Here is an 18042-nt window from a genome sequence, read left to right on the forward strand (position 1 = left end):
AGCAACTGCAGGATGGACTGCGCCAATACATTCACTACTACAATCATGACCGCATCAAGCTCAAACTAAAAGGGCTGAGTCCTGTGCAATACAGGACTCAGCCCTTTCCGGCCTAGCCATCAACCGTCCAACTTCTGGGGGTCAGTTCACATCGCTCTGGCTTTTTTTACGCCTTTTACTAGACGACTATTGCCGGGCGAAGGCGGCGATGGGGTCGTCGTCTTCCTGGGTGGGCGCAGGGGCGGGCGAGGGGGCTTCTGGGGCGGGCGCCGGCGTCATCGGCAAATTACTAGCTGCCACCACGCGGCGGGCGCCGTTGTAGCGGGAGGCCCAATAAGACTTGCCCATGTCCTCGAGCCGCACCGTGCCACCGGTGGCGGGCGCATGGACGAAGCGGTTCTGGCCGACATAGATGCCTACGTGGGAATTGGCGCGTCCCGTGGTGTTGAAGAACACGAGGTCGCCGGAGGCCACCTGGCTGCGGTCCAGCGACGAACCGCGCTGGCCCATCTGCTCGGTCGTGCGGGGCAGGTTCACGTTGGCGGCGCGCTGCACCACGTAGCGAACCAGGCCGCTGCAATCGAAACCGGAATCGGGGGTGTTGCCGCCGTAGCGGTAGGGGGTGCCGACCAGCGACATCGCCTGGATCGAGATTTCCTCAAGTCCGGCGCTCGGGTCGATCATCGGTTTGCCGGGTGCCCGGGGCACGGACGAACCCTGCCGGGGCGGCGGCCCGCCGGCGCAGGCGGCCAGTAGCAGCGCGGCGGCACTCACCGCGAGGGCGGCGGTGCGGGAGGCATTGAGAGAGAAAAGGCGAAGCGGGCGCTGCGGCATCCTTCTTTTTGTTCGGTTGCCGGGTCACGCGTCCGTCCGCGGTGCAGCGCGGTTAGCGCATTGTTAATGCATCACCAGCGAAGCTGGGCGTTGCGCGTGCCGGTGCTGATCTTCATGGACTTGGCCTGACCCTTATAGGTCGCTTCGATATTGTAGCTGCCTTCGGGCGCACGTATGAGGCAGCGGGGGCCGCCAGCCTTGAAATTGGCCACCGGCTGGCCGTCGCGTGTCAGATTGACGTCAACTTCCGACAAAAATTCGCCATTCGGGCCCTGTGTGAACAGGATGCCCATGTTGAAGTTCTTCTCCTGCTCGGTCAGTTTGGCGCGCTCATCCTCCGCCACGCCGCCGCAGACATAGCTGACGGGGCCCATCGTGCGGATGACCATTTCCTCGGCCGCCCGGGCCGGACGCCAGGTGGCGGCGATGACCAGCGACGTGCCGATCAGCGTGGCCGCCAGGATGCGGCGCCGCCGCGTGGTGCGCGAATGGCGGGAAAACAGGGTCCGTGGATTGCCGGACAGGTAGGGATTGAACGATTGTGGCTTGTCCATCGACGCCTCCGTATCGACATGAACACCGGACGATCATAGCGCCACTGCCGCGCTTTGGCTGTCAGCCAAAGCCCGACGCGACGTGACGACATGGACGGGCATCCACGCGGACGCCCGGATCCGGGTAAAAGGGAGACGAACGCCACCCGGCGGACAATGCCGGGCGGGCGGTACTTAAAGAACGTCCGCCGCGTGGTCGGCCAGGCGCGAGCGTTCGCCGCGCGCCAGCGTGACGTGGCCGCTGTGGCTCCAGCCCTTGAAGCGGTCTACCACATAGGTCAGGCCCGACGAGCCCTCGGTCAGGTACGGCGTGTCGATCTGCGCGATATTGCCCAGGCAGACGATCTTGGTACCGGGGCCGGCCCGCGTGACCAGCGTCTTCATCTGCTTCGGCGTCAGGTTCTGGGCCTCGTCGATGATGACGAACTTGTTCACGAACGTGCGSCCGCGCATGAAATTCATGCTCTTGACCTTGATGCGCGAGCGGATCAGCTCCTGCGTGGCCGCTCGGCCCCAGTCACCGGCGCTGTCATCGCTCTTCTGCAGGACTTCGAGGTTGTCGTCGAACGCGCCCATCCAGGGCTGCATCTTCTCTTCCTCGGTACCCGGCAGGAAGCCGATGTCCTCGCCCACGGGCACGGTGGCGCGGGTGACGATGATCTCGTTGTAGAGCTTCTGGTCCAGCACCTGCTCCAGGCCGGACGCCAGCGCCAGCAGCGTCTTGCCGGTACCGGCCTGGCCCAGCAGCGTGACGAAGTCGATGTCCGGGCTCATCAGCAGGTTCAGCGCGAAGTTCTGCTCGCGATTGCGGGCCACCACGCTCCACACGTTGTTCTTGTTGTGGGTGTAGTCCTTCAGGGTCTGGAGCAGGGCGGTCTTGCCGTTGATTTCCTTGACCTGCGCGTACAGCGGCAGGCTGCCGTCCATCGGCTCCAGGTAGACGAACTGGTTGACCAGGAACGACGGCACCAGCGGCCCGATCAGGCGATAGAACATGGCGCCGGACTTCGGGTCCTGCCAGCTTTCCACGCCCTTGCCGTGCTTGGCCCAGAAGTCGTTGGGCAACTGCATCACGCCCGCGTAGAGCAGGTCCTTGTCTTCCAGGACCTGGTCGTTGAAGTAGTCCTCGGCCGGCAGCCCCAGCGCACGCGCCTTGATGCGCATGTTGATGTCTTTCGACACCAGCACGACCTGGCGCTCCGGGAACTGCTGCTGGAGCGCACTGACCACGCCCAGRATCTGGTTGTCGGCCTTGCCCTGCGGCAGGCCTTCGGGCAGCTTGATCTCGTTCAGGCGGGTCTGGAAGAACAGCTTGCCCTGCGCATCGCGGTTGCCGAGCGTGGCCAGCGGCAGGCCGTCGTCGAGCACGCCGTCGGTGGCGCCGACCAGCGAGTCGAGCGTGCGGCTGACCATCCGCGCGTTGCGAGCGACTTCGCTCATGCCCTTCTTGTGGTTGTCCAGCTCCTCGAGCGTCATCATCGGCAGATAGATGTCGTGCTCTTCGAAGCGGAACAGCGAGCTCGGGTCGTGCATTAGCACGTTGGTGTCCAGCACGAACAGCTTGCTGGGCCCCTCGGCCTTGCGGGCGCGGCGCGTGGGGCCGGCCGCCGGCTTGACCAGGCTCACGGCCGGCGCGGACGGGGCGGTCGTGGCTGGCGCCGGGGCGTCCGGGGTGCGGGCGCGCGTGGGGCTGCCGGCGCGGCCGCGCGTGGCGGGCGCCTGGAGGTCGCCCGTGTCACCGGTCGGGCCTGAATCGAGCAATGCATCGCGCTCGAGCGTCGGCACAGGTTTCTTACCCTGCGCGGCTTTGGCCTTGGGCAGTGAGACCGGTGCGAATTCGCTCGGGTCCAGCAATTGGGCAGGCTTGGCGGGCATGGTAGGCAGCGGCATGCTTGGACATCCTTTCAGGGGGGCGGAAAAGGGCAGGCAAACAAAAAAGCCGCCATGCCTGATGAACAGGTGTGGCGGCTTCTTCGCGGACCCCGGACACGGCAGGTCCGCTACCAGCCCGGGGACTTTCTCTCCTGGGCCGGAACGGTACAACAGCGTGGCAACTGGGATCTGAACGCATTACGGGCCAATGTATCCGAACGTTTTCGGTTTGGCAATGACCCTGCGGACGGAGTGTTGCGCGGTGTTGCGCCCGTGGCAGTGGCGCCTGGCGGACTAGATCTTGCGGATGAGTTCGAGGACTTCGTCCACGTGGTTCGGCACCTTGATGCCGCGCATCTCGTGCCGCAGGATGCCCTTGCCGTCGAGGATGAAAGTGCTGCGCTCGATCCCGCGCACTTCCTTGCCATACATCTTTTTCATCTTGATGACATCGAACAGGCTGCAGAGCGCCTCGTCGGCGTCCGAGATCAGCGCGAAGGGCAGCTCAAGCTTGGCCTTGAAGTTCTCGTGAGACTTCATGCTGTCGCGCGAGATGCCGAACACCACGGCGCCGGCCGCCTCGACCTCGGCGTACTGGTCGCGGAAGTTCATCGCTTCGGTGGTGCAGCCCGGCGTGTTGTCCTTCGGGTAGAAGTACAGGACCACGGTCTTGCCGCGCTGGCCGGCAAGATGGAACTCCCCGCCGGTAGCGGGGGCGCGGAAGTCCGGAACGGCCTGGTTGAGACTGACTGTCATGCTGGTGGCTCTCCTGGATGGCGGTGCATCATCGGTGATGGCGGCCCGTTTGTTGTGGGGGGGGATCCGGGCTTGTGCCATGGCGGGTGCAGTTTGGGGCAGTCGGCCAGACTTCAAGCGTGGCGTGTGCTCAACCTCGGCAGGTTGCCAGCCGATATTCGCACCAGGGGGCCCGCCGCTCAAGCTTCGTCGATCGGCTCCACCAGCAGGATCGCCGCCACCTTGCGGCCCTCGGCCATCAGGATATTGTAGGTGCGGCATGCGGCCTGGAGATCCATGGCGTCCACGCCGATATGGCGGCGAGCCAGCGCGGCGGTCAGGCGCGGGTGGGGAAAACGCAGCTTGTTGCCGGTACCCAGCAGGACGACTTCTGCCTGTTTATCGAGCAGGACGTCGAAATGGGCGGGTTCCAGGTCCTCGAAACGGGCAACCGGCCACGGCTCGACCGGGCCTTCCGGCATGACGAGCACGGACTGGTTGTGGCGGACCAGGTTGATTTCGATATACCCGGGGCCGTAGCTGGTCACGGTATTGAGATTGTGGGGTTTGTCAGCGTGGAGTTTCAAGAGGGGGCTCGCGGTGGCAGGATCGTGCGCCCGGCGCGGGAAAGCGTCGCTGCAATGCAAGAATCCATGCCGAAGTCTGTCATAATCCGATAAATTATAGCTTTTGCCTCCCTGTCTGCCACGCGCCGGGCACATCACCGCGGATGCGCCGCCGTCCGCCCAGACTTGCCAGGACATTCCAGAAGATTCCGAAAATCCGCTGCCACGGAGRCCGGCAGCCTGCCCTGACATCGCCAACACCGCCGTGAAACCCATCCAGAAATCGAACAAGCTCCAGAACGTTTGCTATGACATCCGCGGCCCGGTGCTGGAAAAGGCCCGGCAGATGGAGGAGGAAGGGCACAAGATCATCAAGCTGAACATCGGCAACCTGGCCGTGTTCGGTTTCGATGCCCCGGAGGAGATCCAGCAGGACATGATGCGCAACCTGCCCAATTCGGCAGGTTACTCGGACTCCAAGGGCATCTTCGCGGCGCGCAAGGCCATCATGCACTACACCCAGGAGAAGAAGATCCAGGGCGTGGGGCTGGACGACATCTACGTGGGCAACGGCGCCTCCGAGCTGATCGTGATGTCGATGAACGCGCTGCTCAACAGCGGCGACGAGGTGYTGGTGCCGGCGCCGGACTACCCGCTGTGGACCGCCGCCGTGAGCCTGTCCGGCGGCACTCCGGTGCACTATATCTGCGACGAGGCCGACGACTGGATGCCGGACCTCGACGACATCCGCAAGAAGATCACCCCGAACACCAAGGCGATCGTCGTCATCAACCCGAACAACCCCACTGGGGCGCTGTACTCGGACGAATTGCTGCAGGAGATCGTGGCCATCGCGCGCGAGCACGGCCTGATCATCTTTGCCGACGAGATCTACGACAAGGTGCTGTACGACGGCCATTCGCACACCTCGATCGCCGCGCTGTCCACGGACGTGCTGACAGTGACCTTCAACGGCCTGTCGAAGAACTACCGCTCGTGCGGCTACCGCGCTGGCTGGATGGTGGTGTCGGGCGACAAGCGCCCGGCGCTGGACTATATCGAGGGCCTGAACATGCTGTCCTCGATGCGGCTGTGCGCCAACGTGCCGGCCCAGTGGGCCATCCAGACCGCGCTGGGCGGCTACCAGAGCATCAACGACCTGGTGGGCGAGGGCGGCCGGCTGCGCCGCCAGCGCGACCTGGCCTATGAGCTGATCACCCAGATCCCCGGTGTGAGCTGCGTCAAGCCCAAGGCCGCGCTGTACCTGTTCCCCAAGCTCGACCTGTCGATGTACCCGATCCAGGACGACCAGGAATTCATCTACGAACTGCTGCAGGAATCGAAGGTGCTGCTGGTGCAGGGCACCGGCTTCAACTGGGGCGCGCCGGATCACTTCCGGATCGTGTTCCTGCCGCACGAGGAAGACCTGCGCGAGGCCGTGACGCGCGTCGGCCGCTTCCTCGAAACCTATCGAAAACGTCACGGCACGGCCTGAGCCGCCGCGGCGCCCCCGTTCATCCCGCATCAAGCAACCCAGAGTCAGACGTCCATGCAACCCATTAAAGTCGGCCTTCTCGGCATCGGTACCGTTGGTAGCGGCACGTTCAACGTGCTCAAGCGCAATCAGGAAGAAATTCGTCGCCGTGCAGGCCGCGGCATCGAGATTGCGATGGTGGCCGACCTCAACACCGAGCGCGCCCGGGAGCTGACCGGCGGCGAGGTGGAAGTCGTCAGCGATGCCAACGAGGTGGTCACCCGCCCGGAAATCGACATCGTGGTGGAGTTGATCGGCGGCTACGGCATCGCCCGCGAGCTGGTCCTGAAGGCCATCGAGAACGGCAAGCACGTGGTCACCGCCAACAAGGCGCTGCTGGCCGTGCATGGCAACGAGATCTTCGAAGCYGCGCGACGCAAGGGCGTGATCGTGGCGTTCGAGGCCGCCGTGGCTGGGGGTATCCCCATCATCAAGGCGCTGCGCGAGGGCCTGACCGCGAACCGCATCCAGTGGATCGCCGGCATCATCAACGGCACGACGAACTTCATCCTGTCCGAAATGCGCGACAAGGGCCTGGACTTCGACGTGGTGCTCAAGGAAGCCCAGCAGCTGGGCTATGCCGAGGCTGACCCGACCTTCGACATCGAGGGCATCGACGCCGCCCACAAGGTCACGCTGATGAGCGCCATCGCCTTCGGCATGCCGGTGCAGTTCGACAAGGCGCACGTGGAAGGCATCACCAACCTGTCCGCCATCGACATCAAGTACGCCGAGGAACTGGGCTACCGCATCAAGCTGCTCGGCATCACGCGCCGCCGCGAGGAGGGTGTGGAGCTGCGCGTGCATCCCACGCTGGTGCCGGCATCCCGCCTGATCGCCAATGTGGAAGGCGCGATGAACGCCGTGCTGGTGCAGGCCGACGCCGTGGGCACCACGCTGTACTACGGCAAGGGCGCCGGCGCTGAGCCGACCGCCTCGGCCGTGATCGCCGATCTGGTGGACGTGACGCGCCTGCATACGGCCGATCCGAACCATCGCGTGCCGCACCTGGCGTTCCAGCCGGACGAGCTGTCCAGCGTGCCGGTGCTGCCGATCGAGGAAGTCACCAGCTCCTACTACCTGCGCATGCGCGTGTCCGACGAGACCGGCGTGCTGGCCGAGATCACGCGCATCCTGGCCGAGGGCGGCATCAGCATCGACGCAATGCTCCAGAAGGAGTCGCGCCAGGGCGAGCCGCAGACCGACATCATCATCCTGACGCACCTCACGCGCGAGAAGCACGTGAACGCCGCCATCCGCGGCATCGAGTCGCTGCCGACGGTGCTGTCCGCCGTGACGCGCCTGCGCATGGAAGAACTGAACTAAGACGCCCTCGCTCATGCAATACCAATCGACGCGCGGCCAYGACATGCCGCAATCGTTCTCCGAGATCCTGCTGGGCGGCCTGGCGCCGGACGGTGGGCTCTACCTGCCGAAGCAGTACCCGCAGATCACGGCCGACGAACTGGAAGCCTGGCGCAAGCTGTCCTATGCCGACCTGGCGTTCGAGGTGCTCTCGCGCTTCTGCGAYGACATCCCCGCCGACGACCTGCGCGCGCTGACGCGCCAGACCTACACCGCCGAGGTGTACTGCAACGCACGTCCGGGCGATAACACGGCGGACATCACYCCKCTGCGCACGCTGGGCGAGGAAGGCGGCACGCCGCTGCAACTGCTGGGCCTGTCGAACGGCCCGACGCTGGCCTTCAAGGACATGGCGATGCAGCTGCTCGGCAACCTGTTCGAGTACGCACTGCGCCGGGCCGGCCTGAAGCTGAACATCCTCGGGGCGACGTCCGGCGACACCGGCAGCGCCGCCGAGTACGCGATGCGCGGCAAGGACGGCATCCGCGTGTTCATGCTGAGCCCGCACCGCAAGATGAGCGCGTTCCAGACCGCGCAGATGTTCAGCCTGCAGGACCCGAACATCTTCAACCTGGCCATCGAAGGCGTGTTCGACGACGCCCAGGACATCGTCAAGGCGGTGTCGAACGACCACGCCTTCAAGGCGCGCCAGTGCATCGGCACCGTCAATTCGATCAACTGGGCGCGCGTGGTGGCCCAGGTGGTCTACTACTTCAAGGGCTGGCTGCTGGCCACCGATGGCCCTGGCCARAAGGTGTCGTTCTGCGTGCCGTCGGGTAACTTCGGCAACGTCTGCGCCGGCCATATCGCGCGCATGATGGGCCTGCCGRTCGACAAGCTCGTGGTGGCCACCAACGAGAACGACGTGCTCGACGAGTTCTTTCGCACCGGCACCTACCGCGTGCGGACCTCGGCGCAGACGTACCACACGTCGAGCCCGAGCATGGATATCTCCAAGGCCTCGAACTTCGAGCGCTTCGTGTTCGACCTGCTCGGCCAGGACGGCGACAAGCTGGCCGCGCTGTTCCGCGACGTGGATGCCAAGGGGGGCTTCGATCTCTCCGGCACGCCGGAATTCGACCGCATCCGCCAGTTCGGCTTCGTTTCGGGCCGCAGCACGCATGACGACCGCCTGGCCACCATCCGCGACGTGCACGCGCGTTACGGCGTCACCATCGACACCCATACCGCCGATGGCGTGAAGGTGGCGCGCGAGTACCTGACGCCGGGCGTGCCGATGGTAGTGCTGGAAACGGCACTGCCGGCCAAGTTCGCCGACACGATCCGCGAGGCACTGGGGCACGAGCCCGAGCGGCCCGCCGCGTTCGATGGGATCGAGGCGCTGCCGCAGCGTTTCGAGGTGATGCCGGCGGATGCCGCGCAGGTCAAGGCGTACATCGCCCGGCACACCGGACTGTAAGCGACTGTCCAGCGACCGACCGGCGCCCAACTCGTTACAATCGGGTTTGCCGGGCCCGCTGCCACGGCCCCCAGGCTTCGCGCCGGGGGCTGTTTTTCATGGGCCAACCTGATTCCAGCCACGCTCACATGACCCAAGCCCCCACTCCAACTGCTGCCGCCAACCGTCCGCCGATGCTGACCATGGCCGAGGCCCTCGCGGCCCTGATGGCCGGCGTGCGTCCGCTGACGGCCACCGAGACCGTCGACACGCTCGACGCCAACGGCCGCGTGCTGGCCGCGCCCGTGACCAGCACGCTGCGCGTGCCGCCCGCCGACAATACCTCGATGGATGGCTACGTGATGCGCGCCGCCGACGTCCCCGCGCCGGGTACGCGCCTGCCGGTCTCGCAGCGGATTCCGGCCGGCCACGTGGGCACGGCGCTGGCCGCCGGCACCGCCGCGCGCATCTTCACGGGCGGCCTGATCCCGCCCGGCGCCGATGCCGTGGTCATGCAGGAGCAGTGCGTGGCCGATGGCGACGCGGTCATCGTCAATCATGTGCCGGCTTCGGGCGAATGGATTCGCCGCGCGGGCGAGGACATCGARACCGGCGCCGAGATCCTGCCGGCCGGCACGCGGCTGACGCCGCAGGCGCTGGGACTGGCGGCTTCGGTCGGGCAGGCGAAGCTGGATGTGGTGCGCCGCGTGCGCGTGGCCGTGTTCTTCACGGGCGACGAGCTGGCCATGCCCGGCGAGCCGCTCAAGCCGGGCGCCATCTATAACTCCAACCGCTTCACGCTGCGCGGCCTGCTCGAAAACCTGGGCTGCGAAGTGTCCGACTTCGGCATCGTGCCGGACACGCTGGCCGCCACGCGTGACACCCTGCGCCGCGCCGCCGAAGGGTGTGATTTGATCATCACCTCGGGTGGCGTCTCGGTGGGTGAGGAAGACCATATCCGGCCGGCCGTGCAGGCCGAAGGGCGGCTGGACCTCTGGCAGATCGCCATCAAGCCCGGTAAGCCGCTGGCCTTCGGCCAGGTGGCGAACGGCTCGGACAGTCCAGCGCACTTCCTCGGCCTGCCGGGCAACCCCGTGTCGAGCTTCGTCACCTTCCTGCTGTTCGTGCGGCCGTTCATCCTGCGTCTGCAAGGCGTGGCCGATGTGACGCCGCGCCGCCTGCCGCTGCGTGCCGATTTCGATCTGGCGCGTGGCGACCGCCGCAACGAATTCCTGCGCGCGCGCCTCAACGACGCGGGCGGCCTCGACCTGTTCCCGAACCAGAGTTCGGGCGTGCTGACGTCTACGGTCTGGGGCGACGGGCTGATCGACAACCCGCCGAACCAGACCATTCGTCGCGGCGACACCGTGCAATTCATCCCGTTCGACGGCCTGCTGGGCTGACGCGCGGACCCGAACATCATGCAAATCGAACTCCGATACTTCGCCAGCGTGCGCGAGCAGGTGGGGCAGGGCGCCGAGCGCGCCGAGGTGCCCGCCAGCGTACGCACCGTGGGCGACCTGCGCGGCTGGCTGCGCGAGCGCGGCGGCCAGTGGGCCGAGGCGCTGGCCGAGGGCCGCGCGCTGCGCATGGCCGTGGACCACGCCGTGGCCCGCGCCGACACGCCGCTGGCCGAGGGCTGCGAGGTGGCGTTCTTCCCGCCCGTGACCGGAGGCTGAGATGAGCGCACGCGTGCAGCACGATGATTTCGACCTCGGCGCCGAAGTGGCGGCGCTGCGGGCCGGCAATCCCGGCGTGGGCGCCGTGGCCAGCTTCATCGGCACCGTGCGCGATGTCACGCACGGCACGGCGGTCCGGACGATGGAACTCGAGCACTATCCGGGCATGACCGAGAAGTCGCTGGAACGCATCGAGGCCGCCGCGCGCGAGCGCTGGGCGTTGCTCGGCGTGACCATTGTCCATCGCGTGGGGCTGTTGCAGCCGCTGGACCAGATCGTGCTGGTCGCCGTGGCGTCCGCGCACCGGGGCGATGCCTTCGCGGCGTGCGAGTTCATCATGGACTACCTGAAGTCCGAGGCGCCGTTCTGGAAGAAGGAAGAAACGCCCGAGGGCGCGCGCTGGGTCGATGCGCGGGTCTCGGACGACGCGGCGCTGCGCCGCTGGGGCATCGAATCGTTCAACGCCGAATCATCGAACACATCGAACAACAATAAGGAAGGTTGAATGGGTCCGCTCGGGTTTGTGGCGGTGGGCGTCGGCGCCGCCGCGGGCGCCTGGCTGCGCTGGGGATTTTCCGTGCTGTGGAACGCGGCCAACCCGGCGCTGCCGTACGGCACGCTGGCCGCCAACCTCGTGGGCGGCTATCTGGTCGGGATCGCCGTGGCGTTCTTCCAGTCGCACCCGGGCCTCTCGCCCGAATGGCGGCTGCTGGCCGTCACCGGCTTTCTCGGCGGCCTGACCACGTTCTCGACGTTCTCCAGCGAGGTGGTCGGCAACCTGATGGCGGGCGACTATCGCTGGGCGCTCGCCCACGTGGTGGTGCACCTGGGTGGCTCGCTGGTGCTCACGGCCTTCGGCATCTGGACCTGGCGCGCGCTCGCCTAAGTATTTTCCCTTTTCCGTCAAACACTTGGCTGGCCCGATGCCTATGTATCGGGTCGCACATACAGGTTCCGGCATCGGCGCTATAGCTGGCATTCGACTGACTGCCTGCTCGCATCCAAACGCCTGAACCGTCTACTATGTCCCGGGAGGGACGAATACGACGCTCCGCCGGGCGTGCTCCCCATCGCCCCCGTCGCCCCCGTTGGTTTGCATTTGCGGTTTGCAGTTTGCGGTTCGTAGGTCTTGTTTCTGTTTTACCGATCCGGCCCCGCCGGCATACATAACAGGAGACACCCCATGACGCATAGCCTTGCAACGCGCGCAGGAAAATTCCTAGTCGATCCACGATGCCACACCGCCATTGCCGCCGCCGTGGCGGTGCTGCTGATTGGCGCCTGCGGCGGCGGGGACAACAACAACAGCGGTGGGGGCGGTGGCGGCCCGGTCACGCAGAACCCGAACAACCGGCCGACCTTCGTGGTGGGCACCATCGGCGTGCAGAACTACGACGGCACGACCGACGACCTGCTGACCGCCGGGCTCGGCAAGGACGGCCTGATCGCCACGGCTACCGCGCCGGTTCCCGCCGATCCCGCCGCGCCCACGGCGGCCGAGCTGCGCCGCATCGCCATCTTCAATAACTACCGCGCCATCGTCGATACCAATCCGCTGGGCGGGTACGGCTCGCTGTACGGACCGAACGTCGATGCCCAGGGCAACGTCACGGCCAGCCAGGGCAAGGTGCCCGGTACCGAGTACATCGCCTTTGCCGACGACGGCACCGGCCAGCAGAACGTGACGATCATGGCGCAGATCCCGACCAACTTCGATCCCGCCAATCCTTGCCTGATCTCGGCGACCTCGTCGGGCTCGCGCGGCATTTATGGCGGGATTTCGGTCGGCGAATGGGGGCTCAAGCGCGGCTGTGCCGTGGCCTATACCGACAAGGGCACGGGCGCGGGGCCGCACGACCTCGACTCGGACACCGTGCCGCTGATCAACGGCACCCGCCAGGCTCGCACCGGCGCCGGCAAGCTGGCCCAGTTCGCGGCGCAGCCGGGCGCGCAGTCGCTGGCGGACTTCACCACTGCCAATCCGCACCGGCTGGCCTACAAGCACGCCCACTCGAAGCAGAATCCCGAGGCCAACTGGGGGCTGAACACGCTCCAGGCCATCGAGTTCGCCATGTGGGCGATCAACGATAAATTCGGCACCGTGGGGTCCGACGGGGTGCGGCAGGCCTCCATCGGCAAGGACAAGATCCTGGTGATCGCCTCGGCCGTCTCCAACGGCGGCGGCGCGGCCATCGCGGCAGCGGAGCAGGATACGAACGGCCTGATCGACGGCGTGGCCGTGGGCGAGCCGAACGTGAACATGCCCGCCGTGCCGGCCATCACGGTGAAGCGGGGCGGGGTGACGGTGGGGTCATCGGGGCGGCATCTGTATGACTACACGACCACGGCGAACCTGTTCTCGCTTTGCGCGGGCACGGCGTCGCTGCCGGCACCGTTCACCTCGGTGACGGTCATCCAGGGCGCCAATCGCTGCGGCTCGCTGGTCGGCAACGGGCAACTCACGGGCGCGTCGCTGACTGACCAGTCGACCGATGCCTTCACACGCCTGCACGCCGCCGGCTGGGAGCCAGAATCCGATGTGCTGCATGCATCGCTTTCATCGCTCGAAGTGGCCAGCTCGATCTCGGTGACGTACGCCAACTCCTACTCGCGTGCCAGCGTCACCGACAAGCTGTGCGACTACACCTTCGCCTCGCCGGGCGGCGCTACCGGCACCCCGGTGACCATCCCGCCAAACATATTGGCCCTGACGTTCTCCACCGGCAACGGCGTGCCGCCGAGCACCGGCGTGACGCTCATGAACGAGAAAGCCCAGGGCGGCCCCGCCCGCGACTTCCTCTCCACCAACAGCGTCGGCGGCGTCGCGGACGCCAACCTGCCCGGCGCCAATTGCCTGCGCGACCTGCTGACCAACAGCGCAGCACTCCAGGCGGGCATCGGCCAGACCTTGCGCACGGGCAATCTGCGCGGCAAGCCGGCGATGATCGTCCATGGCCGCAGCGACGGCCTGCTGCATAGAGGTGACCAACGGCCAGCATTTCGACGCCTTCATCGACGTACTGCCTGGCTACGCCAACACCTTCATCCCGCTGCACGTGTACCTGAACCGGGCGCTKGACGCCGTSTACGCCAACCTGCGCAGCGGCACGGCCCTGCCGCCGTCCCAAGTGGTGCGCACCACGTCACGCGGAGGCACCGCCGCCCCGGCACCGCAGATCCTGCCCTCGAACGTCCCCCCGATCGCCGCCACCCCGGCGGCGGGCGATGTGATTTCGGTGAGTGGATCGACGGTGAACGTGCCGAACTAGTCGGGTAGGTGCGTTAAACGCCACGTTTCCCGTCGAGAGACCCCACATCTCGACGGGAGCGTTCTGACCCCAGTCAGTTTGATGACCGCTTTCGAACAATTCCTATTGGGCCTGGCGCGCCCCTAAGCCAATCTCGATGCTCGTTTCACGAAGGAGCATCGAGTCATGATCGATTTGACGTTTTATCTCAACGACCGGCCCATGAGTCGGCTTCGGGCCGGCGTACTCGATGTGCCGGCATTCTCGGGACGAGATGGGGACATCAATAGTTATCTTGCCGCCTGTCGCAAGAACTCCGGTCCGATCACGCCTGGCACTTATTACGTGTTAGACCGGCCCTCCGGCGGGCGTTTGAGATGGTTTCGGGAGCAAAATCCGTTTTCGACCGACAGGCGCAGGTGGTTCGCCCTCTTCGCCGCGGATGGAAGAGTGGACGATGTCTTGCACCGACTTTGACCGCCTGAGGGCTTTGCTCAAAGCATCGACTGTCGGCCGGATTCCCAACACGGATGTTGCCTGCTACGGCAGACTCACGGTCAAGAGGTCCACGCCGTGACGGCGGTCTTAAAGGCACTTGTCAAAGTCGTGTTGCTGGCCGCGTGGCTTGTGCTTTTTCCTCTGTACCTGACTGCCAAGTGGCTGGATTACTCGGAGGTCATTTCTATTCCTCCGTGGCTCGGACAGTGGTTGTTCGACCATTACCGGCGTTTCGATCCCGCTGAGGACGGATACAACTTCGAAGCGTTGTTGTATTGGCTTCCCTCGTTTCTGACGACGCTGGTGGTCACTGCGGTCGCCATATGGCTTTGGCGCCGCCGCTCGAAATCCGCCCGTCAGCCTTGAAATGTCAAGTCAAAGCCCTATCTTTCCGAAGTAACGTGTCCGGGCCGGGCCACCCCGCGCAACAGGACACACTTTCCTAGAGAGAGAGGGATCCGAATGCGACTTGATAAATTCACCACCCGGTTCCAGGAGGCGCTTGCTGATGCGCAGAGCCTGGCGCTGGGTCACGACAACCAGTACATCGAACCGGTGCACCTGCTGCGCGCGCTGCTGGCGCAGAACGATGGCGCCGCGCGCACGTTGCTGGCGCGCGCCGGTGTGAACGTCAGTGGGCTGCAGACCACGTTGGACGCCGCCATCAAGCGGCTGCCGCAGGTGCAGGGCACCAACGAGGTCCAGGTGGGCCGTGACCTCAACAACCTGCTCAACGCCACCGAGAAGGAAGCCATCAAGCGCAATGACCAGTTCATTGCCAGCGAGCTGTTCCTGCTCGCCGTGGCTGACGACAAAGGCGAGGGCGGCCGTATTGCGCGCGAGCATGGGCTGTCGCGCAAGTCGCTCGAGGCGGCCATCCAGACCGTGCGGGGTGGCGACACCGTGCAGAGTGCCGATGCCGAATCCCAGCGCGAGGCGCTCAAGAAATACACCGTCGACCTGACCGAGCGCGCCCGTGCGGGCAAGCTCGACCCGGTGATCGGCCGTGACGACGAAATCCGCCGCTCCATCCAGATCCTGCAGCGCCGTACCAAGAACAATCCGGTGCTGATCGGCGAGCCGGGCGTGGGCAAGACCGCCATTGTCGAAGGGCTGGCCCAGCGCATCGTCAACGGCGAGGTGCCCGAGACGCTCAAGAACAAGCGCGTGCTGGTGCTCGACATGGCCGGCCTGCTGGCTGGCGCCAAGTATCGCGGCGAGTTCGAGGAACGGCTCAAGGCTGTGCTGAACGACGTGGCCAAGGATGAAGGCCAGACCATCGTCTTCATCGACGAAATCCACACCATGGTCGGCGCGGGCAAGGCCGAGGGCGCCATCGACGCCGGCAACATGCTCAAGCCGGCGCTGGCGCGCGGCGAGCTGCACTGCATTGGCGCGACCACGCTCAATGAGTACCGCAAGTACATCGAGAAGGACGCCGCGCTGGAGCGCCGCTTCCAGAAGGTGCTGGTGGAAGAGCCGAGYGTGGAGGCGACCATCGCCATCCTGCGCGGCCTGCAGGAGAAGTACGAACTGCACCACGGCGTGGAGATCACCGACCCGGCCATCGTCGCGGCGGCGGAACTGTCGCACCGCTACATCACGGACCGCTTCCTGCCGGACAAGGCCATCGACCTGATCGACGAGGCCGGCGCGCGCATCAAGATGGAAATCGACTCCAAGCCGGAGGCGATGGACAAGCTCGAGCGCCGCACGATCCAGCTCAAGATYGAGCGCGAGGCCGTGAAGAAGGAGAGCGACGAGGCGTCGCGCAAGCGGCTGGAGCTGATCGAGCAGGAAATCGAGCGGCTTGGGAAGGAATATGCCGACCTGGACGAGATCTGGCGCGCCGAGAAGGGCGCTGCCCAGGGCGCGGCTGCGCTGAAGGAAGAGATCGAGAAGATCAAGCTCGAGATCACCCGGCTGCAGCGCGAGGGCAAGCTGGACAAGGTGGCGGAGCTTCAGTACGGCAAGCTGCCGGAACTGGAAGGCAAGCTGCAGGCGGCGACCAAGGCCGAGGCCAGCGAGCAGAGGCAGCCGAACAAGCTGCTGCGCACGCAGGTGGGTGCCGAGGAAATCGCCGAGGTAGTCAGCCGTGCCACCGGGATTCCGGTCGCCAAGATGATGCAGGGCGAGCGCGACAAGCTGCTGAAGATGGAAGACCGCCTCCACGCACGCGTGGTGGGCCAGGACGAGGCCGTGCGGCTGGTGTCCGACGCCATCCGCCGCTCGCGTGCCGGCCTGGCGGACGAGAACAAGCCCTATGGCTCGTTCCTGTTCCTGGGGCCGACCGGCGTCGGCAAGACCGAGCTGTGCAAGGCGCTGGCCGAGTTCCTGTTCGACTCGGAAGACCACCTGATCCGCATCGACATGAGCGAGTTCATGGAGAAGCACAGCGTKAGCCGGCTGATCGGCGCGCCCCCGGGCTACGTGGGCTACGAGGAAGGCGGCTACCTGACCGAGGCGGTGCGACGCAAGCCGTATGCGGTGATCCTGCTCGATGAAGTCGAGAAGGCGCACCCGGACGTGTTCAACGTGCTGCTGCAGGTGCTGGACGATGGCCGCCTGACCGATGGCCAGGGCCGCACGGTCGATTTCAAGAACACGGTGATCGTGATGACCAGCAACCTGGGCTCGCACCTGATCCAGTCGATGTCCGGCGAGCCGCAGGACGTGGTGAAGGGCGCAGTCTGGCAGGAGGTGCGCACGCATTTCCGCCCCGAGTTCCTGAACCGGATCGACGAGGTGGTGGTGTTCCACTCGCTGGACCAGCAGCACATCGAGTCCATCGCCCGCATCCAGCTGCAACGGCTGCAGGCGCGTCTGGCACGCATGGACATGACGCTGGACGTGACCGAGGCGGCGCTGGAGAAGATTGCCAGCGCAGGCTACGACCCGGTGTTCGGCGCCCGGCCGCTGAAGCGCGCGATCCAGCAGCAGATCGAGAACCCGGTGGCCCGCGCCATCCTCGAAGGCAAGTTCGCCGCCAAGGACGTGATCCCGGTGGACTACGAAGACGGCGCGTTCACGTTTGGGAAGATGGTGGACTGAGCGGCTGGCAAATCTGCCGGTACAAGAAAACGGCCCGGAGGGGGATACCCTCCGGGCCGTTTTTCGCATCTAGTTGCCTTCTGGAATCGCTCGCAGGAGCCTGCGGGAAAGGAGGGTGCGCATGTCGCGGCGCGTGTCGCAGACGATGTGGATGTACAGGACGTCAGCCCTGACCTCGTAGAGGATCCGGTTCATGCCCGAGATGACCTGTCGGTACTGCCGGAGGCCGAGGTCTGCCAGTTCGTCGGGGATGGCACCGCCTTCCGGAAAGGCCTGGACCGTGCGCACCGAGTCCTTGATGCCCTGCAAGGTTTCCTGCCAACTTGCCTTGCCGAAGCGCCGGACGATGTAGCGGCGCAGTTCGTGCAAATCCTCTTCTGCCGCTGCAAGGAAGACGGCCCTCACGCGTCGTCGTCCTTATCTAGGTCGGCGAAGACGTCCTCCACATCACGAAAACGCCCGCGCTCGATGTCGCGGGCGCCCATCGCCAGCAGCTTCAGCAGGGCGAGGGTTTCTTCCTGTTCCTCGAACGTGCGCACATCCATGACCACGAGCTTGGCCTCGCCGTTTTGGGTGATCAGCATCGGCTCGCGCGACGCCGAGATGTCCTTGACGATCTCGGCGGCGTGGCTTTTGAGGTAACTGATGGGTTTGACCTGGGTGGAGAATTTCACGGCTTGGCTCCCTCGGTCCMTGGTGGATGGGGC

Annotated in this window: 18 protein-coding genes and 1 pseudogene; 12 read left to right on the top strand and 7 right to left on the bottom strand. The window is 65.6% G+C overall.

Annotated elements, in window-relative coordinates; genetic code table 11:
• Window positions 1-116: IS3 family transposase (locus AB4Z27_RS27090; protein WP_441592170.1), on the top strand; the 116-nt coding region annotated here is incomplete at its 5' end.
• Window positions 117-186: 70 nt separating this feature from the next.
• On the opposite strand, the gene AB4Z27_RS27095 is transcribed toward AB4Z27_RS27090, so the two are convergent.
• From AB4Z27_RS27095 to AB4Z27_RS27115, 5 genes are all read right to left on the bottom strand, one after another.
• On the bottom strand, window positions 187-834 hold the full coding sequence (locus AB4Z27_RS27095) for a C40 family peptidase (protein ID WP_441645728.1): 648 nt from the start codon (window positions 832-834) through the stop codon (window positions 187-189).
• A gap of 71 nt (window positions 835-905) precedes the next feature.
• A complete protein-coding gene (locus tag AB4Z27_RS27100) occupies window positions 906-1388 on the bottom strand; it encodes a hypothetical protein (RefSeq protein WP_441593578.1) in 483 nt (160 codons plus the stop codon).
• Window positions 1389-1562: 174 nt separating this feature from the next.
• A complete protein-coding gene (locus tag AB4Z27_RS27105; protein ID WP_441645729.1) occupies window positions 1563-3278 on the bottom strand; it encodes a PhoH family protein in 1716 nt (571 codons plus the stop codon).
• Between the two features lie 276 nt (window positions 3279-3554).
• Window positions 3555-4016, bottom strand: coding sequence for a peroxiredoxin (locus AB4Z27_RS27110; RefSeq protein WP_092289440.1), 462 nt, complete (start codon window positions 4014-4016; stop codon window positions 3555-3557).
• 179 nt (window positions 4017-4195) lie between these two features.
• A complete protein-coding gene (locus tag AB4Z27_RS27115) occupies window positions 4196-4582 on the bottom strand; it encodes an Mth938-like domain-containing protein (protein WP_092289438.1) in 387 nt (128 codons plus the stop codon).
• A gap of 244 nt (window positions 4583-4826) precedes the next feature.
• Here AB4Z27_RS27115 and AB4Z27_RS27120 point away from each other — a divergent pair, with 244 nt between their 5' ends.
• The 11 genes and pseudogenes from AB4Z27_RS27120 (at window position 4827) to clpB (ending at window position 17335) form a co-directional block, all read left to right on the top strand.
• On the top strand, window positions 4827-6056 hold the full coding sequence (locus AB4Z27_RS27120; protein ID WP_092289436.1) for a pyridoxal phosphate-dependent aminotransferase: 1230 nt from the start codon (window positions 4827-4829) through the stop codon (window positions 6054-6056).
• 54 nt (window positions 6057-6110) lie between these two features.
• On the top strand, window positions 6111-7421 hold the full coding sequence (locus tag AB4Z27_RS27125; protein WP_092289434.1) for a homoserine dehydrogenase: 1311 nt from the start codon (window positions 6111-6113) through the stop codon (window positions 7419-7421).
• 13 nt (window positions 7422-7434) lie between these two features.
• Window positions 7435-8880, top strand: coding sequence for a threonine synthase (gene thrC, locus AB4Z27_RS27130; protein WP_441645730.1), 1446 nt, complete (start codon window positions 7435-7437; stop codon window positions 8878-8880).
• A gap of 173 nt (window positions 8881-9053) precedes the next feature.
• A complete protein-coding gene (locus AB4Z27_RS27135) occupies window positions 9054-10262 on the top strand; it encodes a molybdopterin molybdotransferase MoeA (RefSeq protein WP_441645737.1) in 1209 nt (402 codons plus the stop codon).
• A gap of 18 nt (window positions 10263-10280) precedes the next feature.
• Window positions 10281-10538: a molybdopterin converting factor subunit 1 gene (gene moaD, locus AB4Z27_RS27140; RefSeq protein WP_092289428.1), complete on the top strand. Its 258-nt coding sequence runs from the start codon at window positions 10281-10283 to the stop codon at window positions 10536-10538.
• Between the two features lies 1 nt (window position 10539).
• Complete coding sequence (locus AB4Z27_RS27145; RefSeq protein WP_092289426.1) at window positions 10540-11043, top strand: molybdenum cofactor biosynthesis protein MoaE; 504 nt, start codon at window positions 10540-10542, stop codon at window positions 11041-11043.
• A complete protein-coding gene (crcB, locus tag AB4Z27_RS27150) occupies window positions 11044-11424 on the top strand; it encodes a fluoride efflux transporter CrcB (protein ID WP_092289424.1) in 381 nt (126 codons plus the stop codon).
• Between the two features lie 297 nt (window positions 11425-11721).
• Window positions 11722-13807, top strand: a pseudogene (locus tag AB4Z27_RS27155) (3-hydroxybutyrate oligomer hydrolase family protein).
• A 201-nt stretch (window positions 13808-14008) separates the two neighbouring features.
• Window positions 14009-14263 carry a tlde1 domain-containing protein gene (locus AB4Z27_RS27160; RefSeq protein ID WP_441593603.1) on the top strand — a complete coding sequence of 85 codons (255 nt, stop codon included), beginning with the start codon at window positions 14009-14011 and terminating at the stop codon, window positions 14261-14263.
• A gap of 96 nt (window positions 14264-14359) precedes the next feature.
• Window positions 14360-14650: a hypothetical protein gene (locus AB4Z27_RS27165; protein WP_441645731.1), complete on the top strand. Its 291-nt coding sequence runs from the start codon at window positions 14360-14362 to the stop codon at window positions 14648-14650.
• A gap of 96 nt (window positions 14651-14746) precedes the next feature.
• Window positions 14747-17335: an ATP-dependent chaperone ClpB gene (clpB, locus tag AB4Z27_RS27170; RefSeq protein ID WP_092289419.1), complete on the top strand. Its 2589-nt coding sequence runs from the start codon at window positions 14747-14749 to the stop codon at window positions 17333-17335.
• A 69-nt stretch (window positions 17336-17404) separates the two neighbouring features.
• On the opposite strand, the gene AB4Z27_RS27175 is transcribed toward clpB, so the two are convergent.
• Window positions 17405-17740 carry a type II toxin-antitoxin system RelE/ParE family toxin gene (locus AB4Z27_RS27175; protein ID WP_441645732.1) on the bottom strand — a complete coding sequence of 112 codons (336 nt, stop codon included), beginning with the start codon at window positions 17738-17740 and terminating at the stop codon, window positions 17405-17407.
• The gene (locus tag AB4Z27_RS27180; protein ID WP_092289416.1) at window positions 17737-18009 is read right to left on the bottom strand and encodes a type II toxin-antitoxin system Phd/YefM family antitoxin; all 273 of its coding nucleotides are present in this window, start codon (window positions 18007-18009) and stop codon (window positions 17737-17739) included. The genes AB4Z27_RS27175 and AB4Z27_RS27180 overlap by 4 nt, the downstream gene beginning before the upstream one ends.
• Between the last annotated feature and the right edge of the window lie 33 nt (window positions 18010-18042).

Origin of the sequence: Cupriavidus sp. KB_39, assembly GCF_052114485.1 — a bacterium.
Classification (GTDB): Bacteria; Pseudomonadota; Gammaproteobacteria; order Burkholderiales; family Burkholderiaceae; genus Cupriavidus.